This is a genomic window from Bacteroides faecalis (assembly GCF_003865075.1).
Taxonomy (GTDB): domain Bacteria; phylum Bacteroidota; class Bacteroidia; order Bacteroidales; family Bacteroidaceae; genus Bacteroides; species Bacteroides faecalis.
Genome location: NZ_BHWB01000001.1, coordinates 592,640 through 617,737 on the forward strand (window position 1 = coordinate 592,640; position 25,098 = coordinate 617,737).

The 25,098-nt window shown below is 36.6% G+C and carries 16 protein-coding genes; 6 read left to right on the forward strand and 10 right to left on the reverse strand.

Features of this window, described 5'->3' with window-relative positions; all coding sequences use genetic code 11:
* Nucleotides 1–278 precede the first annotated feature (278 nt).
* Nucleotides 279–689: a hypothetical protein gene (locus EJF25_RS02175; protein WP_125039830.1), complete on the forward strand. Its 411-nt coding sequence runs from the start codon at nucleotides 279–281 to the stop codon at nucleotides 687–689.
* A 23-nt stretch (nucleotides 690–712) separates the two neighbouring features.
* Nucleotides 713–1,168 carry a hypothetical protein gene (locus tag EJF25_RS02180; protein WP_125039831.1) on the forward strand — a complete coding sequence of 152 codons (456 nt, stop codon included), beginning with the start codon at nucleotides 713–715 and terminating at the stop codon, nucleotides 1,166–1,168.
* 127 nt (nucleotides 1,169–1,295) lie between these two features.
* On the opposite strand, the gene secDF is transcribed toward EJF25_RS02180, so the two are convergent.
* From secDF to EJF25_RS02205, 5 genes are all read right to left on the reverse strand, one after another.
* Nucleotides 1,296–4,322, reverse strand: coding sequence for a protein translocase subunit SecDF (gene secDF, locus EJF25_RS02185; RefSeq protein WP_125039832.1), 3,027 nt, complete (start codon nucleotides 4,320–4,322; stop codon nucleotides 1,296–1,298).
* A gap of 164 nt (nucleotides 4,323–4,486) precedes the next feature.
* Nucleotides 4,487–6,571: a M3 family metallopeptidase gene (locus tag EJF25_RS02190; RefSeq protein ID WP_125039833.1), complete on the reverse strand. Its 2,085-nt coding sequence runs from the start codon at nucleotides 6,569–6,571 to the stop codon at nucleotides 4,487–4,489.
* A 30-nt stretch (nucleotides 6,572–6,601) separates the two neighbouring features.
* A complete protein-coding gene (locus EJF25_RS02195; RefSeq protein WP_125039834.1) occupies nucleotides 6,602–7,684 on the reverse strand; it encodes an endonuclease/exonuclease/phosphatase family protein in 1,083 nt (360 codons plus the stop codon).
* Nucleotides 7,685–7,688: 4 nt separating this feature from the next.
* Nucleotides 7,689–8,591, reverse strand: coding sequence for a rhomboid family protein (locus tag EJF25_RS02200; RefSeq protein WP_125039835.1), 903 nt, complete (start codon nucleotides 8,589–8,591; stop codon nucleotides 7,689–7,691).
* The gene (locus EJF25_RS02205; protein ID WP_125039918.1) at nucleotides 8,572–9,273 is read right to left on the reverse strand and encodes a rhomboid family intramembrane serine protease; all 702 of its coding nucleotides are present in this window, start codon (nucleotides 9,271–9,273) and stop codon (nucleotides 8,572–8,574) included. Before EJF25_RS02205 ends, EJF25_RS02200 begins: the two co-directional genes overlap by 20 nt.
* A 215-nt stretch (nucleotides 9,274–9,488) precedes the next feature.
* Between EJF25_RS02205 and EJF25_RS02210 the strand changes: the two genes are divergently transcribed.
* The 3 genes from EJF25_RS02210 to EJF25_RS02220 all read left to right on the forward strand — a co-directional run bounded on the left by EJF25_RS02210 (nucleotide 9,489) and on the right by EJF25_RS02220 (nucleotide 12,898).
* Complete coding sequence (locus EJF25_RS02210; protein WP_125039836.1) at nucleotides 9,489–9,761, forward strand: HU family DNA-binding protein; 273 nt, start codon at nucleotides 9,489–9,491, stop codon at nucleotides 9,759–9,761.
* 85 nt (nucleotides 9,762–9,846) lie between these two features.
* Nucleotides 9,847–11,640, forward strand: a complete 1,794-nt coding sequence (gene argS / locus EJF25_RS02215) for an arginine--tRNA ligase (protein ID WP_125039837.1) — start codon at nucleotides 9,847–9,849, stop codon at nucleotides 11,638–11,640.
* A 67-nt stretch (nucleotides 11,641–11,707) separates the two neighbouring features.
* The gene (locus EJF25_RS02220) at nucleotides 11,708–12,898 is read left to right on the forward strand and encodes a low temperature requirement protein A (RefSeq protein ID WP_125039838.1); all 1,191 of its coding nucleotides are present in this window, start codon (nucleotides 11,708–11,710) and stop codon (nucleotides 12,896–12,898) included.
* Nucleotides 12,899–12,978: 80 nt separating this feature from the next.
* On the opposite strand, the gene EJF25_RS02225 is transcribed toward EJF25_RS02220, so the two are convergent.
* The 3 genes from EJF25_RS02225 to topA form a co-directional block, all read right to left on the reverse strand.
* Nucleotides 12,979–14,397, reverse strand: a complete 1,419-nt coding sequence (locus EJF25_RS02225; protein ID WP_235016676.1) for an LruC domain-containing protein — start codon at nucleotides 14,395–14,397, stop codon at nucleotides 12,979–12,981.
* On the reverse strand, nucleotides 14,370–15,017 hold the full coding sequence (locus EJF25_RS25350; RefSeq protein WP_235016677.1) for a DUF8469 domain-containing protein: 648 nt from the start codon (nucleotides 15,015–15,017) through the stop codon (nucleotides 14,370–14,372). Before EJF25_RS25350 ends, EJF25_RS02225 begins: the two co-directional genes overlap by 28 nt.
* A gap of 204 nt (nucleotides 15,018–15,221) precedes the next feature.
* Nucleotides 15,222–17,651 (reverse strand): type I DNA topoisomerase, encoded by a 2,430-nt coding sequence (gene topA / locus EJF25_RS02230; RefSeq protein ID WP_125039839.1) that lies wholly within the window; start codon nucleotides 17,649–17,651, stop codon nucleotides 15,222–15,224.
* 250 nt (nucleotides 17,652–17,901) lie between these two features.
* Between topA and EJF25_RS02235 the strand changes: the two genes are divergently transcribed.
* Entirely contained in the window at nucleotides 17,902–21,822 is a 3,921-nt protein-coding gene (locus EJF25_RS02235; protein ID WP_125039840.1) for a hybrid sensor histidine kinase/response regulator transcription factor, read from the forward strand.
* Nucleotides 21,823–22,018: 196 nt separating this feature from the next.
* Here the strand turns inward: EJF25_RS02235 and EJF25_RS02240 are convergent, their stop codons facing one another.
* Nucleotides 22,019–23,059 (reverse strand): glycosyl hydrolase family 18 protein, encoded by a 1,041-nt coding sequence (locus EJF25_RS02240; RefSeq protein ID WP_125039841.1) that lies wholly within the window; start codon nucleotides 23,057–23,059, stop codon nucleotides 22,019–22,021.
* Nucleotides 23,060–23,100: 41 nt separating this feature from the next.
* On the reverse strand, nucleotides 23,101–25,098 hold the full coding sequence (locus EJF25_RS02245) for a hypothetical protein (protein ID WP_125039842.1): 1,998 nt from the start codon (nucleotides 25,096–25,098) through the stop codon (nucleotides 23,101–23,103).

Here is a 25,098-nt window from a genome sequence, read left to right on the forward strand (position 1 = left end):
GTAAAGATACTCTTTTTAAATTCAATTTGCGAATAGAATCCTTTTTTATTCTTTAATATATAACGTGAATGTTAATCAACTTGTTTTATTGTAAAATGATTTTGTGTATTCTATTTGTTGAAATTTGTTTTTTTGATAAAGGTAATCTAACTATCTGGAAAAAAAGGGTTTATGTTGCTAAACAGTTAATAATATTTGCATAATGTGTTTTTGTTCCTTAAATTTGTATAGTTGTTTAGCTAAATAACTAATTCGTAGTATTTACATTAAAAAATGAAATGCAGAAAGTATTTATTTTATCTGTAGTATTGTTGGTAATATTAGATGTTACTGGACAAACAAGAATTAAGAAGGATGAGTGTTCAGCTTCAAAGACCTTTATTTTTCCATCTCATTCCAGTGATGGTAAAATTAAATGGGTATTTAAAGGTGGTCAATGTATTTGGATGTTTTATAGAAATGAGAATATTTTGGGTGTTACTTTGACGGTAGAATGTCTTAATTTTTTAGAAAAAGATTCTCAGCGTACTTGTTCATATATAATTCTTCCTATGTTTGAGGCTGATGGTGGCAAATATTGTATATTTGGATATACACCGATAGGCTGGGGTTTTACATTGTCTACAATCTCTGATGCGGCATTTATTACAGCTATTGCTCGTTGGGATCCGTTTGAATCAGATGACTAAGTGATTACTAAAATATAAAGCTTATGAAAAAAATAATTGTTATTGCATTAGTTGTCTTTGCTTATGGGTTGGCTGGTTGTCAATCAAGTGAAAAAACTTCATCGAAAGCTGAAGTAGAAAATGTTGGTAATAAATCTGCAAAGGAATATGTAGAGGATAATACTTATATTGATCTTGACGTAAATTCACTGCATGCGACAATTGCTACGAATGCTACTCGAAGTGGTGCTAAGGGGGATGATATGGCTCGAATGAAAGCAGCTTTATATCGTTTTTACAGCCATGTGAAATTGGAAGAGGAAGGATATGTCTGTGATTTGTCTTCTGCTAATGAGATAAATGTTTCTTCAACCGTATATACGGCTTTATTGAATAATATGAATGATATGAATGCTTCTTATAAAAAGGCTAAGTCGGAAGGAAAAAATGTGGTTGCATTATCTGTTAATAAGGCATATTTAGATTCTTTGTTAGAATAGATTTCAATTGTAAAAATCCCCTTATTTTTATCCAATTTCTCAAATGAAAAAGGATAAAATAAGGGGATTTTTTAAGAGATGCATCAATGAGTATTTCCATTGATACTCTCTTTGCTATATATGATTATTAATCTTCTGTAACTTTCTTACCTTTCATCATATTGTATGCGATCGGAGAAGCAATGAACAATGAAGATAATGTACCGATTACTACACCGAGGATCATTGCAAATGCAAAGCTGCGGATTGAGTCACCACCAAGGATGAAGATACACAACAATACGATCAATGTACTCAATGAAGTATTAATAGTACGCGCCAACGTAGTATTCAAAGAATCATTGAATAACTGACGTTTATCACGTTTCGGATACAAACCGAAGAACTCACGTACACGGTCGAAAATTACCACTTTGTCATTGATAGAGTAACCGATAGCCGTCAGGATAGCACCGATGAATGTTTGGTCGATCTCCAATGAGAACGGCACGAAGCCCCACAACAGTGAGTAAGCACCGATAATCATAATAGTATCACAAGTCAATGCGACAATAGAACCTATACTATAAGCAATGTTGCGGAAACGAATCAGGATGTAAAGGCCGATTGCGAACAATGCCAGAACAACTGACCAGATAGCACCTGTTTTTATGTCATCTGCGATACTTGGACCAACTTTCTGAGAACTAACGATACTACCACCTGTATGATTATCACGATCGATAAAAGTAGCTAAGTTAATATTCTGAGTCAGCAATGGTTTCAGTGTTTCATACAAGAAACTTTCGATTTCAGAATCGACGTTATTTCCTTCATCATCAATACGGTAGTTGGTACTAATACGTACTGTCTTCTTATCTGTACCGATAGCGATAACACTTACGTTAGCTTCACCGAACTTACTTGAAATCAGTTCGCGAACTTGTTCCGGTTCTACCGGGTTTTCGAACTGTACTTTAAAGTTACGTCCACCGGTAAAGTCAATACTTTGGCTTAAGCCACGGTGTGCGAATGAAGTAATACAAGCAAGGATGATTATACTTACAATGATCAACGCTTTCTTGTTGGTTCCCATGAAGTCGAAGTGAGTATTTACCAGCAAGTTTTTAGAAATCTTAGAAGTAAATGTCAAATTCAACCACTTGTCTTTACTCATGAAGTGTTCGTAAACCAAACGAGTCATGAACACAGCTGTAAAGAAGGAAATCAAAATACCGATAATCAAAGTTGTAGCAAAACCACGAATCGGACCTGTACCGAAGTTGAACAGGATGATACCCGTAATAATGGATGTCAAGTTAGAGTCGAAGATTGCAGAGAAGGCGTTAGAGTAACCGTCAGCAAGTGCTTTCTTAACTCCTTTACCAGCTCGTAACTCTTCTTTTGTACGTTCGTAGATAAGCACGTTCGCATCCACTGCCATACCCAAAGCCAACACCATACCGGCAATACCTGACATTGTCAATGCCGCTTGGAAGGAAGAAAGGATACCCAATGTGAAGAAAAAGTTGAGGATTAATGCTCCATTAGCAACCATACCTGGGATAAAGCCATACATGGAACACATATAAATCATCAACAGGATCAGAGCCACAACAAATGAGAAAATACCTGCGTTGATAGATTCCTGACCCAATGACGGACCAACAATATCTTCCTGTACGATGTGAGCTGGAGCTGGCATCTTACCAGATTTCAATACGTTTGCTAAGTCTTTTGTCTGTTCCGGGGTAAAACTTCCGGAGATTTCAGAACGTCCACCTGTGATTTCCTTATCTACACCCGGTGCAGAATATACATAGTTATCAAGTACGATAGCGATGTGTCCTTTTTCGGTAGGGTTTGCTACTTTTTTAGTTAGCTGTGCCCAACGGCGAGCACCATCGTTATTCATTGTCATGGTAACAATTGGTTTACCATACTGGCTGAATTCGTCTTTGGCATCAACGATAACATCACCCTCTAATGGAGCTTTACCGTTACGTTCGGTTAATCTGATACCATATAATTCAAATGTCTGCTTTTTCTTGTCAAAATCAGCGGCAGCTACACCCCATTTCAGGCTAAGGTCTTTCGGGAGTTGTGCTTTCACTTCCGGCATAGCCAGATATTTATTGATCTCAGCAGTGTCCTTATAGTTTGCATAGCCAATTACCGGACCTTGGCCGCTGGTGTTCAATTGAAGAATAGCCAACAATGGATATTGCTTTTTAACTTCTTCTATATTTGCAGCAGTAGCCTTTTCTGTTTTATCTCCTTTCAGTGCAGCTGCAAGGCTGTCGGCAGCGCTGACCGCTTTGGTGCTCGGAGTGGCTGCTGTAAGTTCAGTAGCGGGAATTGTATCAGCAGTGTTTGCAGTTACAGAGTCCGTTGTATTTTTCTGGGTCAGAATAGTACGAAGTTTAGCATCGGCTGATTGCATGGCCGGAAGTAAATCCTTTGCTATATAAGTTTCCCAGAATTCCAGATTGGCAGAACCTTGGAGAAGTTTTCTCACACGTTCAGGTTCTTTGATACCTGGAAGTTCCACCATGATACGTCCCATCTTGTCTTCCAAACTTTGGATATTTGGCTGAACAACACCGAAACGGTCGATACGAGTACGGAGTACGTTGTATGAGTTTTCAACGGCAGCTTTAACTTCTTCTCTCAATACTTTTTCAACTTCTGCATTTGAAGATTTCTGATTGATTTTGTCTTTCAGCTGTTGAGTTGCGAATAGTTCGGATAATTTTGCATCCGGAGCGGCTTTATGGTATTCTCTGACGAATAGAGTGATGATATCGTCTTGGCTATTGATAGCTTGTTTAGCGGCTTCAGCCAATGCTTTGTTGAAAACTTCATCCGGCTTATTGTCAGCTAATGCTCTGATAACATCCGGTACAGAAACTTCAAGGATAACGTTCATACCACCTTTTAGGTCCAAACCTAAACCAATCTCCATCTCACGACATTGTTTCAGCGTCCAGTTACCCAGCCATACCTTCTCATTTGCGAGAGAATCGAGGTAGTCTTGTTCTACTTGAGCGTCACCTTTCGCAATTTCTTTCGCCTTATTTGCATAATGGCGAGTCACGAAGGAGAAGGAGAGGTAGAACACGCATACCAGCGTGAGTAATACCGCAAAAACCTTTACAAATCCTTTGTTTTGCATTTTACTTTTAATTTATGATGATTACTTTTTTAATTTAATTTTCGTTTAATTCTGTCGTATACAAGTTTATTTTGCCGTATACAAGGCTGCAAATATAGTTTTTTTTTCACATTCATGTGTTATAAGCTCTCAAATATTTGATGTTTAAGGGCTTTTTTGCCGAATTATTTCATTCCTCTGTTTTTTAATAGCGGCTCCAGACTGGGCTCTGTCCCACGAAAACTTTTGTAAAGCACCATTGGATTTTCACTATCTCCTTTTTCCAATACGTTGTGGCGGAACAGGTCTGCGGTACTTTTATCAAAAATACCATGTTCTTTGAAAGCTTCAAAAGCATCATTATCCAATACATTAGCCCAGAGATAGCTATAATATCCGGCTGCATATCCGCCAATGATATGGTTGAAGTAAGTCGTGCGGTAACGCGGTGCGATTTCGGGGATTAAACCGAGCTTATCCATTGCTTCTTTTTCATAAGAAAGTATATCCAGATTATTTACATCTGTCAAGGTGTGTAAGTTCATGTCGAGGATGGCGGCTGCAAGTAATTCAGTAGTCATGAATCCCTGATTGAATGTTTTTTGTTCTTGAATTTTTTCAATTATTTCATCGGGGATTATTTCACCGGTCTGGTAATGTTTTGCATACATTTTCAATACTTCCGGTTCGGTTGCCCAATGTTCGTTGATTTGCGAAGGAAGTTCTACGAAATCACGTACAACATTAGTGCCTGAAGTACCTTTATATTCGCATTTAGTCAATAAACCGTGCAATCCATGTCCGAATTCGTGGAACAGTGTTTCTACCTCATCCATCGTTAGTAAAGATGGAGTATTACCTATGGGTTTTGTAAAACTGGCTACGTTACATACTAATGGACGGATTGATCCTTGCTGTTCACGGTAATTACTCATCCATGCACCGCCACTTTTTCCCGGACGAGGAAAATAGTCTACATAGAAAATACCAAGTTGAGATCCGTCTGTATCTTTTACTTCGAAGACTTCTACGTCCGGATGATAAGTTGGAATACCTTTCAATTTGTTTAGTGTAATCCCATAGAGCTTGTTTGCTACTGTGAAAGCACCTTCTCTTACGTTCTCCAGCTTAAAATAGGGTTTAGTCTCTTCTTCGGATAAATCGTATTTTTCTTTCCGCAGTTTCTCTGTGTAATACCACCAATCCCATGCTTCCAATTTTTCTCCTTTACCTTCTTTGTCCATTATTTTTTGGAGATCGATGGCTTCAGCTTTTGCTTTTGGCAGTGCGTAACTCCATAGATTGTTCAAAAGATTCATGACGTTATCGGCATTTTTTGCCATTGTTTCATCCAAAACAAAATTGGCGTAGCAGTCAAATCCTAATAGATTTGCTTTCTCCAGACGAAGAGAAACAATTTTCCGGATTATTTCTTTGTTGTCATTAGAATCGTTATTGTTTCCCCTATTAATGTAGGCCTTATATATCTTCTCCCGGAGAGGGCGATTCTCTGAATATTGCAAGAAAGGCAGACGACTGGCATTGTGCAATGTGAATAGCCATCTATTGGCTTGTCCAGCAGCTTTAGCTTCTTCAGCGGCACTCTGGCGGAACCAATCAGGTAGTCCGGCTAAATCTTCTTCTTTATCCACAAAGAGTTGGAAGGCATTATTTTCATTCAGTATATTGTTACTGAAAGTGATACCGAATGTAGAAAGTTCTTTGTTGATGTCACGAAGTCGGGCTTGTTTATCAGTATTGAGGTTGGCTCCGGAGCGTATAAATCCTTTATATGTTTTTTCTAACAAACGTTTCTGTTCGGACGTGAGATTAAGGGATTCTTTTTGTTGATACACAGCGTTTACACGTTTAAACAACTCTTTGTTTAATGAAATATTGTCTTCGTGTTCAGAGAGTATCGGAGCTAGTTTGATTGAAAGTTCAGTTAGTTGATCGGTGGTTTCAGCATCTGTCATGTTAAAGAAGATAGCACTGACACGATTGAGTATAGGAGCACTATTATCTAATGCTACTATGGTATTTTCGAAATTGGGCGCTTCCGTATTTTCGATGATTGCCTCGATACGATGATTTTGTTCTTCAATACCTTTGAAAAAAGCAGGTTCGTAATGTTCTAATTTTATTTTATCGAATGGAGGAACTCCATTTTCTGTTTGAAACTCTGTGAGAAAGGGATTGCTTTCTGTTTTTGTAGAACAAGAGTAGATCATACAACTTATTGCTAAAATGGTTAGTGTTTTTTTTATCATAATAGGGGATATATTAAAAATCAGTATTTATCATTTGGTTATATAGCACCAGATAGGATAATGGTCTGAATCTTTGATAGAACGGTCTACCGTACAGTTATAGGTTTTCAGATTCGGACTAACAAGGATATTATCTATTCGGAAATAAAATTTATTTTGATTGTAGGAGATACCTAATCCTTTGCCGGATTGCGTAAAGGCATCATTCAAATGTTGTGTGAGTATCCGATGTGTGTAAGAGATGGAGACATCGTTGAAATCGCCACAAGCAATAATAGTAGGATATTTGCTTTCAGTGATAGCGTTGGCAACAGAATCAACTTGTGCGGAGCGGATAGATGAAGCTTCTGCTAGTTTCTTGACGAGTTGGCGGAGTCCAGTTTTCACCTTTTTAGCATTTGGGTCATTAATCATGTCTTCATATATTCCTCTGTCTTCCTTGGTGAGTTTGTTTGATTCCAGGTGATTGTTGATTAGAGTGATGGTGTCCTTATTCACTTTTAATGTGTATTGTATGGAGCCATTGTAGGAACTTTCATAGTTGATAGGACTTGCTGTGAGTATAGGGAATTTTGAAAAACAAGCAAGTTGAGAATCACCCGTTCCAGGTCGGCGAATAGAATAATAGGGGTATGCTTTTAAGGCTTTTTTTATATCTTTTTCTGTCACATACTTTTGATTTCCAGAAGCGTTGTATTCCTGTAAACAAATGATATCTGCACCACTCTCAGACAGGTAGGACAGTATTGGACTTTGTCCGTCCTTCTTTTCCAGATTGTTAAATCCCATTACATTGTAGGAGAGAAGTTTAATACTATTCTCCGGTATGGATTTGTCGGTAAAGTTAATAGGTATATAAGTTCGTATCTGCGAATAGCAGATCAGAAAACCGATAATTGTCAGAATAGTGTAACGGTAATTAATGATTAACCAAAAAATAACAAAGCCGATATTTATAATTAGAAAAATAGGAAATGTTAGTCCCAAGCATGAAGCAAGTGGATGTATTTTCGGATGAAGGTACGGACTATAAGCAGTCAAGATCAACATTCCTACAAAGAATGCGTTGATTGCTAAAATTAAATATGAGACAATTTTGCCAAAATGTTTCATGTTTCTATCTTTTGCTTGCATCAAACAAGCTTTTCTTTTCTTCTGTTGTCAGACTTTCGTAACCGGATTTTTTTAGTTTTTCCAGTATACGGTCTACTTCTTCTGATTGTGCCTTTTTGCGGGCATTGTAATCATAGTCCTTATCACGCGAAGTTTGGCCGCCATAATGCACTTTCATTTTTGGTTTACGCTTCCATGTCTTTTTTTTGAATAAAGACATGAAACTGTCCAGCAATCCATTGATCCATCTGGTTATATCTTTTCCTTTGCTTAGACACGCGGCGAACCAAAGTCCGGCAAGAGCACCTCCCAAGTGGGCAATATGTCCTCCTGCATTGCTTGAAGTAATAAATAACAAGTCAGTTCCTATCACAATTAATGCCAGGTATTTCAGGCGTACTGCGCCAAAAAGGAAAAGTTGTACTCTATAATTGGGTTCCCTGTAAGCGGTAGCTGCTACGATGGCCAATACAGATGCGGAAGCACCTACTAACGTGGAGCCTGAAAGAGCTTGGCTGAAATAAGGGAATATATTGTAAGCAGCCATATAAAGTAAACCACCACAAACTCCTCCTAGTATATATAGACCACGTAAATGTTTTGCAGAAAAGAAATAGAGGAATAAGTTTCCAAACCAATATAACCAAAGCATATTGAACAGGATATGCATAAAACCTGCGTGCATAAACATATAAGTGAAAAGTGACCATGGCTGAAAAATAAACCGGGGAAGGGAAGCCGGTAATGCAAATAGATCAAATATTCCTGTGGCACTTTGGTTGAACAACTGCAAGGATACACTTATTAATGTACCAATAACAAAGATAGCTACATTGATAAAAATCAGTTGGATGAAGATATTTCCTCTTCTGAATGTTTCTTTTAGATCAGCTATAATATGTCCCATTACCTCTACTTTTTTTTCTCCAATATAAAATTAAGATAAGCCCGAATAACATTCCACCCAAATGGGCGAAATGGGCGACATTATCTCCTGCGCTATTGGATAGCCCTGACCATAATTCAATTGCAGCATATCCGATAACAAAAAACTTTGCTTTGATAGGAAAGGGCAACGGGAAAATAAACAATCTATTATTGGGATACAACATACCAAATGCAAGCAAGATGGCATATACGGCTCCCGAAGCACCTACAGTAGTCCAATTGTTGAGGTAACTCTGTACAGTCATATTGGTAATACCTCCTACTAGATTTCTTACAGGAATCATGTCTGATAGCTGTAACTGTGAAAGATCACCGGCTGCATAAGTAGCAAATTGAACGCCTTCCTGAATAAGCCCTGCACCAATACCACAAGCGATATAATAAAACAAAAAACGTTTAGGTCCCCAAGTTTGTTCGAGAATCGGGCCGAACATAAATAAGGCGAACATATTAAAAAAGATGTGGAGGAATCCAGCATGCATAAACATATAAGTTATAAGTTGTGCCGGATTGAAATCGCTTGCGAGGAAAAAATGTAATCCTAGATAATTAGTTAAATCGATGCCGTAGCGTTGGGCAACAATCGTTCCAAAAAATATAAGTATATTGATAATTATCAGGTTTTTAGTTACAGTTGGCATCATTTTGATTTCTGATTATTTATAGTTTAAATGCAAAAGTACGAATAAATTCTGTTTTAAAGCATGAAAATGATATCCTATTAGCTCTTTTTCAATAAATTGCTGCGTTTTTTTGATGTTTTTATTTGATATGTTGTTTTGTTCGTCTATATTTGTAAGGTACTTGTGAGAAATCTTTTGTGTAACATATATATTAATTAATCATTTTACGTATCATGAATAAGTCTGAACTTATTAGTGCAATGGCTGCTGAAGCTCAAATGAGTAAAGCCGATGCAAAGAGAGCTCTTGAGGCTTTCATCACTTCAGTTACTAATGCTATGAAAGCTGGTGACAAAGTATCTTTGGTTGGTTTTGGAACTTTCGCTGTTAGTGAAAGAGCTGCAAGAACCGGTATTAATCCTTCTACAAAGGCAAGTATTACTATTCCTGCTAAGAAAGTAGCTAAATTTAAACCGGGTGCTGAACTGTCTGCAGCTGTTGAATGAGATATATAGTTGAAAGAAATTAAAAAGAGGAGGCGCATTACGTCTCCTTTTTTTTGTATCTTTGCGCACAAGAAACAACTTGATTATGAAGATAGAAGATAAACTTGTAGCGTCCGTTATCAACGGACTGAAAGCACTTTACGGTCAGGAAGTGCCTGGGAAGATGGTACAGTTGCAAAAGACCAAGAAAGAATTTGAGGGACATCTGACATTAGTCGTATTCCCATTCTTGAAAATGTCAAGAAAAGGACCGGAGCAGACAGCTCAGGAAATAGGTGAATATTTAAAGGCAAATGAACCGGCTGTAGCAGCTTTTAATGTAATAAAAGGTTTTCTGAACCTGACTATTGCTTCAGCTACTTGGATTGAATTGCTTAATGGAATTCAAGCTGACGAACAATATGGTTTGGTAAAGGCTACAGAAAACTCTCCGTTAGTAATGATTGAGTATTCTTCTCCGAATACGAACAAACCGCTACACTTGGGGCATGTACGTAATAATCTTTTGGGAAATGCATTGGCCAATATTGTTGCTGCGAATGGTAATAAAGTTATCAAAACAAATATTGTGAACGATCGTGGAATCCATATTTGTAAATCTATGTTGGCATGGAAAAAATATGGAAATGGCGAGAATCCCGAAAATTCCGGCAAAAAAGGAGATCATCTGGTTGGTGATTATTATGTTTCTTTCGATAAACACTATAAGGCAGAAATTGCGGAGTTAATGGCAAAAGGCATGACGAAAGAAGAGGCGGAAGCTGCTTCTCCATTAATGCAAGAGGCTCGTGAGATGCTTGTTAAGTGGGAGGCTGCCGATCCGGAAGTTCGTGCTTTGTGGACAATGATGAATAATTGGGTATATGCCGGATTTGATGAAACCTACAAAAAGATGGGCGTTAGCTTTGATAAAATATATTATGAATCCAATACATATCTTGAAGGGAAAGAGAAAGTAATGGAAGGTCTGGAGAAAGGTTTTTTCTTTAAAAAAGAAGATGGTTCTGTCTGGGCTGACTTGACAGCAGAAGGATTGGATCATAAACTTCTTCTTCGTGGCGACGGAACATCTGTATATATGACTCAGGATATTGGTACTGCTAAACTTCGTTTTGCGGATTATCCGATTGATAAAATGATTTATGTTGTAGGTAATGAGCAGAATTATCATTTTCAGGTACTTTCTATCTTACTTGATAAATTAGGTTTTGAATGGGGGAAGGGTTTGGTACACTTTTCTTATGGAATGGTAGAGTTACCAGAAGGTAAGATGAAATCTCGTGAAGGAACTGTAGTGGATGCAGACGATTTAATGGAAGAAATGATTGCTACAGCAAAAGAAACATCAGAAGAACTTGGTAAATTAGATGGGCTGACAAAAGAAGAAGCAGACGATATTGCTCGTATCGTAGGTTTGGGAGCTTTGAAATATTTTATTCTTAAGGTAGATGCTCGCAAGAATATGACTTTCAATCCGAAGGAATCAATTGACTTTAATGGCAATACCGGGCCTTTTATTCAATATACTTATGCTCGTATTCAATCTGTACTTCGTAAAGCAGAAGAGTCGGGAATTGTGATTCCGAAAGAAATTCCTGCAGGTATTGAATTGAGTGAAAAGGAAGAAGGATTGATTCAAATGGTTGCAGATTTTGCTGCTACTGTGAAACAAGCTGGTGAAGATTATAGTCCTTCTATCATTGCAAATTATACATATGACTTGGTAAAAGAGTATAATCAGTTTTATCATGATTTTAGTATTTTGCGTGAAGAAAATGAAGCGTTGAAAATCTTCCGTATTGCTCTTTCTGTAAATGTTGCTAAGGTTGTTCGTCTAGGAATGGGTTTGTTGGGAATTGAGGTTCCTTCTAGAATGTAGGTCAGTTCTCTGAACAAAAGATACTTTTACGGGGTTTCTTTAATAATATTTATTAAAGGAATCCCGTATGTTTTATTCCTCTCATCCTTTACTTCGGAATAGAAAAGTAAAAACTGCTTCAGTTTCTTATTCTGAATTGTTGTTTGACTTGATTTATGTGTTTTCTGTCACACAACTTTCTCATTATTTATTACACCATCTGACTTGGATTGGTCTGTTACAAGAAACTGTGTTATGGTTTGCTGTTTGGATGCTATGGCAGCATACCATCTGGGTTACAAATTGGTTTGATCCGGATAATCGTCAAATTCGTATTCTTCTTTTTGTTAGTATGTTGATTGGCTTGTTGATGGCTGCTACTATTCCATATGCCTTTACTTATCGAGGACTTATTTTTGCTATTTGTTATGTCTTCATACAAGTGGGACGAACATTTTATGTTATCTATGTATTAGGCAAGCATCATCTTACGGCAAATTTTAGACGAATTATGGGGTGGTTTTGTATATCAGCTTTCTTTTGGATTACAGGAGCTATACTTGGAGGGGATTGGCAGATCTTTTTGTGGATAATAGCAGCTATTTGTGATTATACATCTCCAATGTTTGGATTTGCATTGCCATATTTGGGACGTTCTGATAGTAGAAAGGAGTGGACAATTGAGGGACATCATTTATTAGAGCGGTGTCAATTGTTTGTAATTATAGCTTTTGGTGAAACACTATTGATGACCGGCACTTCTTTGAGTGAAGTTGAAGAATGGACTCCTATAATAATTATCTCTGCGATCATTTCTTTTGTTGGAAGTTTGGCCATGTGGTGGGTTTATTTTGATGTAAGTAGTGAAGCTGGTAGTCGAAAAATACAAGAGGTAAAAGATCCGGGTAAATTGGGATTAATCTATAATGCTATACATATTGTGTTAGTAGGTGCATTAATAATCTGTGCGGTAGGCGATGAATTGATTGTGGCGCATCCAGAGCAAGAAATGGATACAGAAGTTGTTTTTGTACTGATTATTGGGCCGATAATCTATATTTTAGCAAATAGTGCTTATAAATATGTTACTTGTCGTATCATACCATTGTCTCATATAATTGCTATTGGAGTCTTGATCTTATTGTTTTTGGGTGCTTATCATCTTTCTTTGTTGTTGATAAATATAATAATAACGTCAGTTTTTATCTTTATGATTGTTTGTGATGTATTATGTCCAAATATAGGTGGTAAGATAAATGAAAAGAAAAATTGGTGTTAAAAATAGACTGTCTCAAAATAAAGTCCAATTTTTTGTGAGCTCTATTTTGAGACAGTCTACTTTTATATTGTGAATATTCTCTATTTTGCTGTTATAACCTTTGACATGTTAGGAGACTGCCACCAAGTACTCTCCTTGGCTCCAAAACTGGATGCCCAAGCTTCAAACTTTGGATATGCTTCTTTAATGCTTGTTTTTTCAATTGGAATAAGGAAATCTTTTCCTTTTGTAGTTCCTATACTAACACCACTAAGTTGAAGTCCTGTTGGCAAATTCTCATCATTTACATAATATAGTCCTATTTCTGGATTAGATTTATCAAATTTATCATTGAAATATGAACGATCCATCTTCTGAGTTGGAGGGAATTTTACGATATGTGCTTCTTTGCCACGCTCTATATTGCTGGAAATGATAATAAAAGGATTTAAGTTGAATTTGCTGTAAATCTTTTCCCAATGTTCACTATTAAAGAAAGGTGTAAAGGCTTGTTCCGGTAATTTCTCCTTTACAATATCCATTGTGACTGTAAAAGTCTTATTCAAAGCAGTTTTTATATCATCAAATAGGATGATGGTTGGATAATCTTGTCCGGGTTCCAATTTTTGTCCTTCCATGAATTTAGAGGTAATTCCTTCGGATTCAATGGTAATTTTGACTATATCGCTATTGGAAATGCCAGTGAGTTGGTATCCGAATCCATTTTGCGTTGTCGCACCGTTATGTTTAGGAACGAATGTATCTACTATCTTTTGTACTTTTCCAGTCAAGACATTTTTATAAATATCACGTTTATATTCTATAATCATATCATTCATGTCGTAGTCGCCTTTGGCTGGCCAGTAGTCTTCGAATGACAATATACCTCTGGAAGAAGTATATAGATCTCCAAGTGGTGCATCAGGCAGATCTTCTACACCATCAGTTTCAATGGACTTTCCATCAGAAAAATCAAGATAAAAGACAGCATCGCCGAAATTTCCTTGTTTGGTATTATCAGTAGGTGCGAAGTTAGTAGCGTCTTCCATTCCAAAAACGACCACCTGTCCCGACTTGTCTTTTAGAGCTATAGTGCGGTGTTCGCCACTATTGTTCAGTTCACGAATAGAATAGAACGTACGTTTATTGTTGAGTATCTTGGAATTATTCCGGTCAAAGGAAGAGTCCAACATAAACCATGCGATACTTACTCCTGCAGGAAATTCATCTACAAATTCTGTTCCGTTCCAGTATTTCAATTCTACTCTATCACCTGTGTACATGCTACCAGCAGTACTACTCGAATTACATACTGTAGTTGATATACGTGGATAGGCAATAATTGGGGTGATATTAGAAGCATCAGTCGGCTTTTGATTAGTAGGATAAGTAAAGTATCCCACAGTATTCTGTTTTGTAGCTGTGCTGGTAAGCATAACCAACCCTATTTTGGTAGGCTTGACAATATTGATTTCTATATTTACATCATCTCCTACATATTGTGGATAAATATTTTCCATTTTGCACTTCCTCCTGGTTTGATGAACACTTCGCGGATGTCATACAAAAGTTGGTTCTCAATTTCTGTTGTTACAGGAGAAAGATAAGTTGGGCATCCTATTTTGGTCCAGTCACCTAAAATTTTGTATTTATCAGGATATTCGTAATTACTTTCCGTTATGCTTCTGATTTTATTGTTTGTACTTTTCAGGTTCTGCTTGAAAGTATCTTGATCAAAGGAAATCTTGCCATTCACAATTGGTATTTTGATTGGACTGATTGTTCCAATGAAGTCTGAATAAAGATATAATTCCGTAAGAAAAGACGGGATGGATATGTCACCATTGAAAGCGCCATTTTTGTCAGTACTTCCGCGATAAACCGGTTCTTCTTCTGTTTTTATGAGATTACCGTTTTCGTCTTCTGAAAGTGGATTTTTAGCATATAACTCAAAAACTACTTGATAGTTTTTAAAATCATAGGATAAATCTACATTGCAATTAGAGGATGTTGTATATCCGAAGTATGTATCAACTGATTTAGTTTCCGGTGCTTGATACAAATCCTTCTCGATGCAACTGGATAATGGAATTAAGCATATAATTCCGTAAATTACTGCTGTGATTTTTTTTGTTAGCATAATCGTTTGTTTGTTTGTTAAACTTGTATATTTAATGTTCCCACTTCTTAGCTTACAAATATACGAATAATAGTGTAAATAAACAAAATATATTATATGTAAAATGCTAAAATTTAGTATTATAGATCGGTAGAAAGAAAAAAGGTCGGTAAACTGGACATCTCTAAGTTTACCGACCTTTTTATAAGCATACTATTTCAAATTTTATTTCTTTTTGGCGGTGGTAGCTTTAGCCTTCGTTTGGGACTTTGCCTTTGCTTTAGGTTCATCTTTGGGGTTCTCTTTTACCTTTGCATTAGGTTTTACCTTTGGATTAGCAAGTGTCTCAGCTTCTTTCTCTTCCTGTATTTTAATAAGCCCCATACAACTTTCTAAATTCAGATCTTGTGGAACAATGTCTTTAGGAATCTTATAGTTTTTACCTTTATAAGTAATGTAAGGTCCATAACGCCCGTTCAGAATCTCGAGCTCAGTTTCTTCTTCAAACTTCTTGATATGGCGTTCAGCTTCTTTCATACGTTTCTCTAAGATCAGTTGCTCTGCCTCTTCAAGTGTGATTTTCATCGGATCAAGTGTTTTCGGAAGTGATACATATACCTTATTATGTTGTATATAAGGGCCAAAACGACCTGCACCAACAGAAACTGTTACTCCTTCATATTCACCAATAGTACGTGGTAATTTAAATAAATCGAGTGCCTCCTCCAATGTGATCGTCTCTAAGGATTGTCCCTTCTTCATTGCAGCGAAACGTGGTTTTTCTTCGTCATCCACTGTTCCTATCTGTACTACAGGTCCGAAACGGCCTATTTTTACAGAAACAGTTTTTCCCGTTCCCGGTTCTTCTCCCAAAATACGTTCTCCGACTTTGTGTTCTGTTTTAATAGACAACGTTTTTTCTACAGATGGATGAAATTGTTCATAGAAGTTTTTCATAATAGAAGTCCACTGTACATCTCCTTCTGCTATTTCGTCGAATTCTTTTTCTACGTTTGCAGTAAAGTTGTAATCTAGGATATCCGGAAAATATTCAGTAAGGAAATCGTTTACTACTGTTCCCGTATCTGTTGGGAAAAGCTTGGCCTTTTCTGTACCGGTAATTTCAGAGTTGGTCTCATCGTGAATTTGATTGTTTTTTAAAGTCAGTACATTGAAGGTACGTTTTTCGCCTTCTTTATTACCTTTTTCTACATATTCGCGCTGTTGAATGGTAGAAATGGTAGGAGCATAAGTAGAAGGACGTCCGATACCTAACTCTTCCAGCTTACGCACAAGGCTTGCTTCAGTATAGCGAGGTGGACGTTGAGTGAAACGTTCTGTTGCCATGATAGGACCTTGTTCCAATTTCTGGCCTTTGGTTAAAGGGGGCAATAAATGACTTTCATCTTCTTGTTCATTATCATCATCATAAGATTCGCGATATACACGCAAAAAACCGTCAAATTTGATTACCTCACCAGTTGCAGTAAAAAAGTCACTGCTATTAGTGATTGAAATATTAGCTGTCGTTTTTTCAAGTTCAGCATCGGCCATTTGTGAAGCAATAGTACGCTTCCAGATTAAGCTGTATAGTTTTTTCTCTTGTGAACTACCTTCAATAGATTGGTGTTCCATATAGGTAGGACGAATTGCTTCGTGTGCCTCCTGAGCTCCTTTGGTCTTTGTTTCAAAATGGCGGGGGTGTACATAACGTTCACCCATCATTTGAATAATAGCTTCCTTGCTACTTGTAGTTGCATATTCCGATAGATTCACAGAGTCGGTACGCATATAAGTGATAAGTCCTGATTCATATAGGCGTTGTGCGATCATCATCGTTTGCGCTACTGTATAACCTAACTTGCGTGCAGCTTCCTGTTGCAGCGTAGAAGTAGTGAATGGAGCAGGAGGTGTTTTCTTTATTGGACGTGTGCTAATGTCATCAATAGTGAAAGTTGCCCCTTGACAAACGTTGAGAAAAGCTTTTGCTTCTTCCTTCGTTTTGATGCGACGGGCTAACTCGGCTTTCATCTCAACCAGTTTCCCATCCGTATCCGGAACCAAAAAAATAGCAGTAACACGATAAGACGCTTCTGTTTTGAAAGCATGAATTTCTCGTTCGCGTTCTACAATCAGGCGGACAGCTACAGATTGTACACGCCCAGCGGATAAAGCAGGTTTTACTTTTCTCCAAAGTACAGGAGATAATTCGAAACCTACAATTCGGTCTAAGATCCTTCGTGCCTGTTGGGCATTCACGAGGTTCAGGTCAATATCACGTGGTTGTTCAATTGCTTTTAAAATAGCCGTCTTCGTAATTTCATGGAAGACGATTCGTTTAGTGTTTTCCGGTTTTAATTTTAAGACTTCATACAGATGCCATGCAATAGCTTCTCCCTCGCGGTCCTCATCGGATGCGAGCCATACTGTTGTTGCATTTGCTGCCTCTGCTTTCAGCGTATTAACCAGAGTCTTTTTGTCTGCCGGAATTTCGTAATCAGGATTGAAGTTCTTTTCTACGTCAATACTGAACTCTTTTTTCTTCAGATCGCGTATATGTCCGTAACTTGAAAGGACTTTAAAATCTTTCCCAAGAAACTTCTCAATTGTTTTAGCTTTTGCCGGAGACTCGACAATGACAAGGTTTTTTTGCATAATTATTTCTTTTATAATGGCTTGTACCATAATATTCGGAGCAAAAGTAAAAAAAAAGATTTTCCTTACCTTATATTATAAGGAGAAACTATTATTTTTTTAGAAAAAAGGAGGGAGTAATAAGAAATATTGTTGATTAGTGAAAGAGAAATAGGAAATTTCGACGATTTGAGAATAGATTTTAATATAATACATTTTTATTTAAAGAGAATTCTTTATATTTACATCTCAAATATGATATTATTCACTTATGATGAAAATACTATTTAAAATATACGTTTGTTTTTTACTACTTGTTAGTTGTATTCAAATTGTTGAAGCTCAGACTACTTCCTATTATTATAAACAGTTGGGAATAAAAGAAGGACTCTCTCAATCAAGAGTACAGTGTATTTTGAATGATTACAGGGGGTATTTATGGATTGGTACAGAATCGGGATTGAATTGTTATGATCGTGATCATTTAAAACAGTATTTACATCAACCGGGCGATAATAAGACACTAGTTTCTAGTAATATTATTTTTATAGCCGAAGATTCCATTTGTAATCTTTGGGTGGGCACTACTGATGGTATTTGTCTGTATAACAGAGAAAATGATAATTTTACGACTTTGATGAAAGATGGCAATCCCATATATATTGCTTCTTATCTGTTGGTTGAGGGAGGGATCATATTCGGAGGATCAGGAGCTATTTATAAATATGTATATGAGACCAAACAGTTAGAGCCAATGTATTATGCCCAAGATCCCGCTTTATATAATCCTTTTTGGGAGATGGTACGTTATGATGAAGATAATATCCTGCTAAATTCTCGTTGGCATGGAATTTATTCATTCAACATAGCAACTCGTGAATTTAATAAAGTCACAGCATTTAATCAGAAGAACTATACCAGCATTTACTTAGATTCTCATAAACGCTTATGGCTTAGCGCATATGGTAATGGTTTGTATTGTTATCAAAATGAAGAACTACTTAAACATTTTACGACACTCAATTCTCCTTTGACGTATGATGTAATTCATGATATCACAGAAAGAGATGACCAGCTTTGGGTGGCGACTGACGGGGGTGGAATTAATATGATTAATTTGAATGATTTTTCATTCTCTAACATACAACAAACTGAGGGGGATATCCATTCATTTCCTGCTAATACAATTTATCGTTTGTATGTAGACCCAGTAGACAATATGTGGGCAGGAAGTATACGAAATGGTTTGATTGGTATTAAAAATGTATATGCCCGATCTTATGAATATGTACCATTCGGTAATTTGCATGGATTGAGTAATCGGACAATAAATTGTTTTTTTCAGGATAGCGATGGGATTATTTGGATAGGAACAGATGGTGGTGGTATCAATCGTTTTGACGCAGTAACATCCACTTTTAAACATTACCCTTTCACTAAGTATGAAAAAATTGTTTCCATTGTTGAATATAATTCGGACGAGTTGTTGTTTTCCTCCTTTAATAAAGGACTTTATCTCTTTAATAAGCATACAGGACAGCATCATCCTTTTGTACTTATGAACAAGGAAATGAATGCTCAGACTTGTATTAATGGTTTTTCAGTCTACATCCAGCGAATATCGGAAAATAAGATTCTTTTTAGTGCACAACATGTATTTGTTTATGATATCCATACTCGGAAATTTACAATTGTAGCAACGATGGGAAAGGAATATGAGCGCACTTCTCCGGGAATAATTACTACGGTGGGAAATAAAACATATCTTACGGATTTGAAAAATATTTGTGTGTATGATGCTTCTGAAGAAACTTTTAAAACACTTTATCAGGGAGAGTATGTAATAAATGATGCTTGTATGGACCAGAATGGTACTTTCTGGTTAGCTACTGTCGGTGGGGTACTGCACTATGATCCTCGAACGGGAAAAAGTGGCTTTGTAGAAACTGGTTTATTTCAGGAAGCGACTTCTGTTATATCGGATAATCAAGGACGTATTTGGATCGGTACGCGGCGCCATCTATATGTATATTCTTCATTGACTCAGAATTTTGTTATTTTGGATGAGGTAGATGGTGTTTTACCTAATGAATATCTTTTTAATGCTGCCCTTCTCGCGAAAAATGGAGATATATTGATGGGAGGAACTGAAGGGATGACTTTGATAGATCCTGCCATCCATTTTGAAGCGAATGTAAATTATACTATAGAACTATTGGATGTGTTATTAAACGGTTTACCTGTTTCGTTGGAAGAAAAACAAAATGTCACTACTGAATCAATTAAAGTTCCATGGAATTTTTCTTCTCTTCAATTAAAAGTATTGCTAAATGAAAATGATGTATTTCGTAAAAATAGATTTCGTTTTCATATCGAGGGGTATGAACAAGAATTGACACAGTCAAATTCTAATTCTTTGATTATAAATTATCTTCCTATTGGGGAATATACAATAACAGCCTCTTATTATACCCGTAAAGGAGAGTGGGGGCCTAAACAGCAAATTCTTCATCTAATTGTTACCCCACCTTGGTGGAAAACGGATTGGTTCTACATGGGTTTAAGCATATTGTTTTGTTTGTTAGCTTATGGAGTTATGTATTCTTTTTATCGTAAAAAGAAAATCAAACAAAAACGTGAAATCATGCGATTGAAAAACAAGATGTATGAAGAAAAGATTAATTTTCTGACCAATATCAGTCACGAACTTCGTACCCCATTGACACTGATTTGTGCACCATTAAAACGTATACTTAATCATGAAACTGAAGAAAGTGATGTGAATAGGTTGTTGGTTTCGATTTATAAACAAGCACATCAGATGAAAGGTATAATTGATATGGTACTAGATGTGAGAAAGTTGGAGGAGGGGAAAGAAATGTTACATATTCTACCACATTCTTTGAATGAGTGGGTACGTTCTGTGGGAGATAAATTTACCTTTGAGTTTGAGTCTAAAGGAATTAAAATAGAATATAAGTTGGATGAAAAGATTAAGGAAGTTCCTTTTGACAAGAGTAAATGTGAATTTGTTCTTTCTAATTTCTTGATGAATGCATTGAAATTCAGTGAATCAGGTACTACTACCACTATTATTACCAGTCTTTCACCAGAAAAAGATTGGATCAGAGTGTCTGTACAAGATGAAGGCATGGGACTGACGTTAGTAGATATGAATTCTCTATTTTCTAATTTTTATCAAGGATCTCACGAAAAGGGTGGAAGTGGTATTGGTTTATCCTATGCAAAAAGTCTGATTAATCATCATAAAGGGAAAGTAGGGGCATCTAATGCGTCAGGACATGGAGCAGTCTTTTATTTTGAGCTTCCGCTTTTTACTAATGCACATGGTCAGCTAGCTCCTATTTCTGCGGAAGTTCCAGAAGATGTTGAGGTTAGGGAGGCAGGTAGTATTGATTATACATTCTTACAGAAATATTCAGTGATAGTAGTGGAGGATACTGCTGATTTACGAAATTATTTAAAGGAGACACTAGGTAGTTATTTTGCTCGGGTGTATGTAGCTAAGGATGGGAAAGATGGACTGGAACTGATTAAACAACGTTTGCCAGACATAATTATAAGTGATGTGATGATGCCTCGCATGAATGGATTTGAGCTTTGTAGAGAAGTAAAAACTAATCTGGATATCAGCCACATTCCTTTTATTTTGTTGACTGCTTATCATAATTCGCAGAATATGTATACCGGATATAAAACGGGAGCGGATATCTTTTTGCCTAAGCCTTTTGAGGTAGATAGCTTATTGGCATTGGCATATAATCAACTGAGACTTCGTGAACAAATACGGAAGAGATATATAGATGATAAACTATTATCTCATAAAGAAATTAGTTTTAGCAATGCGGATGAGGCTTTCCTTTTAAAATTGAATGCGATTATTGAAGAGAATATGAGCAATCCGGAGTTAGGTGTGGCATTCTTGGCTACAAATATGTGTATAAGTCGTTCTTTATTATTCAATAAGATAAAAGCGATTACTGGAATGGGAATTATTGATTATGTGAATAAACTACGTATTGATAAATCTGTTGTCTTGTTGACTACTACTACTATGAATATTACTGAAATCTCGGAGGTTGTAGGCTTTTCTTCTTTGCGTTATTTTAGTAAAGTGTTCAAAGCTATAAAAGGAGAGATACCTTCTGCATATAGAAAGCAGGATAAGTAAATTACAGATGTATAATGTATCTCTTATTCCTTGTTTACAATCAGTATGCTTTCTCATAATAATGAGTATTTATTCTCAATATGGTGGGAATTTTTTCTCATCACATTGAGAATAAATTGATAAAAATAAGAATATCTTATGGTATTAAAGCCATTTAATTTATTTATTTTTTCAGATAAGCAGCTATGTATCGTGTTTAGCGCGAAAGTATAATTGTTTCGCCTACCGCTTTTATTAATTTTAGATTTTGATTATTATTGTGAGCATCTTGAAACAGCTGCCAGATCATTACACCTGCATATCCGTTTTCTTTTACGAATTTACATTTCTTGCGTATAGTCGGTTGCCCGTTATAGTAAGTTTTATCTATCACATCAAGTTCTGCCGCTTTGGTACCAAGGCGTTCTAGAATTGCGTGATAACGTATTCCTCGGACATTATCCACTATATCTTTCAGACTTTCATCCCAAGAATATCCATAGAAAGGTAATCCGCCGACGATTTTATCTTTAGATGCCATGCATACTGTATTCCAGTATTCCAAATCTTTCACAAAGTCATCATAAGAGGCATGTTGAGTAGGGGTCTCTGTGAATGCTCCACGATCGTAACTCATAAGATTTATATAATCGAAATACTGTTGCCACTCAGTCCCATAGTTGAGCCATCGGCTATTTACAGCACAAGTCATGAGCATCTCTTTGGCTTTTGCATCATATAAACTTTTGGCGAAGACCAACAGTGAGGGAAAATAGACGTCCCACTTATCGTACTCTTCATAATCAATGTCAAATCCATCCAATTCATACTCTTTGGTGAATGCAACGATTTGCTTAACCAACTCTTTTCTTGCTTTCGGGTCATTAATAGCAGCTGTGAATTCACCTTTGCCGTTCTTGGCAAGTGAAATCAGGACCTTGACATTATGTTTACGAGCTGTTTCACGTACCTCTTGAATCCTGTCACGAATTGACTCAACATTAAGTGTGCCGTCAGCCTTTACTCTGGCAAAGCTCATATTGATATGTGTCAGGTACTTCCATTCTATGGAAGAGAATTGAGTCTTAAATTCCCCATCGTCTAGTGGCAGATAACCAATGACTACTTGCTGTACTTTTTCCGGTTGAGTTTCCGGAATCTCTGGAATTGGTAAAATGTTGGCACCGGAAGAGGTAGATGTACAACTCATAATAAAAATACAGATTACGATTGATAATGTTTGTAATAAACGTGTCATAATAAATGTGAGTTAAGTTAATATTTATTCTATTTGATTCTTTATAACCAGACAACTTTCCCGTTTTTATAAATAAAAATACGATGATGTTCCTGAATCCTTTTTCCGGGATTTATAAGTCTTAATAAGGCATTTTTAGGAACATGATCAAAGAGAAGGCAATTGCTGTTTCCTTCTTTACGTTCTATGGGTTGCCATCCGTTTTCCCAATAGTGTAGTTCATATATATTTGATTTGCCAAGCCATGATCTGATGTAGGGGGTTATTCCTATGGCAGATAGATTATATTCATTGTTTAAATCGAAGTCAATGTATCTTTTCGGAGTCTCTCCGCTAAAAGTGGTATCACTAAATCCATCAATAAGCATTTCTGGCTTTTCATTCTTATTATTACCCGACAAAGCAGAGATGATTTTTATATGGGTAATTTGTTGGTCTGTGCCATAGAATGAAAGTTCTCCTAACGCAATGCTCGAAGAAGGTAGGTAAAGTCTAACAAATCGATAGGATGTTGTGTCTTTTATATAGAAGAGCTGATGTTCGATCTGTAATGTATCATTGATAATACATAATAATTTATCTTTTTTCCCATTCTTTATTCCCCAGAGTTCACTTCCTATTAGTGATGTAAGATACTTCCTGTTCTCATTGAAAGGTACTTGTCCACCATAATTACGAATAACCACTTGTTCTTTTTCTGTACTTGGAGACAAATATTGTATGGTACCGTCTGTTTTTAATAGGAAAGGGTCACCTGCGGGTATATTCATGCCTTTTGTGTAATAAGTGGGGAGATAAACAATATCTTTTCCCATTTTATCGAAGGTCACGAGATTACCTTCAACTTTACCCCATTGAATCGGAGTCCAGTTTTGAAAGCTGTACACAGATAAATAAGCATAATGAGGAATGGATTTCATAGAATCAATGTTTATTTTGACTTCTACGTCCTGAGTCTCAAAATATTCGGAAGATACATCCTTTTTCTTTTCATTTTTAAACAGCAAAGGAATATCTTCACGTGCAACTCTACTATCTGCCAGGGGGCCCTCTATATAATTGGTGTATGTCCTGCGGTATACTTTAGCTAGTCTGAATTTACCCCATAGGCTGTCATAAGATTTGTTGTTGTATATACGTTTGTACTTCCAACGGTCATTATCCCAGAATGCTTCGAAAGCATACGATACCCCATTGACGATGATTACGTTCCAGCTATGTCCTCCATTACGGTTACCCCATGCAGGGACAAAATCTATAGCAGTAGCCATGCCCAAGGAAGAAAGTAAGATGGAATTGAACCAGCAACGTTGTTCACACGTACCTGTTTTCACCTTTTCAAAGGCCGGTACGTTTAATAATGGAATTTTGGGAACATAATACGGTGAGTGCTTCATATCTTTATAAAGAAATAATAAAGAATCAGTCTCTTCTATGAAGTTTTTCCCATCTCTGGTATAGAAATCATTATGATGGCGATCATAGAAAAGTTCCCTTGAGTCGTCGATAATTAATTCGTTCTCTCTGCGATAAGGTAGGATATATTCGCAGAATTCATTGAAAGAACATGTGCGGGTGTATATATTTTCCTTCCAAACTTTAAATGCCAGTTCTATCTCGGAAATAAGAGTCGATGCTTTTAAAAATCTCGCATCATCCATCTTTTTTCCAATCAACTCCTCTGAATTTACAAAACAGAAAACCTGCCATAAACTGTCGATTTCTTCTCCGCATTTCTTATTTATCTCATTATTATACTTTTCACAGACATTATAATAAATCTGATAAAATGCGGAGTATGCTTTTTGCATACTTGAATCGATTGCGTATGCCCCAGTCATGTTAGAAATCAAATACTTTGCGGCCTCAAGCTTTAAAGAATCATTCTTATAATATTCTAATACTTTTTGTAGCTCGGAGCGATTTTCTTTGGCTGAAGATAGAACGCTCTCTAATTTACTGTTTCTTTTTGTACATGAAGCGACTAAAAAGAGTACCCATGCGGCATACATATAAAATAACCATTTCTTTTTCATCAT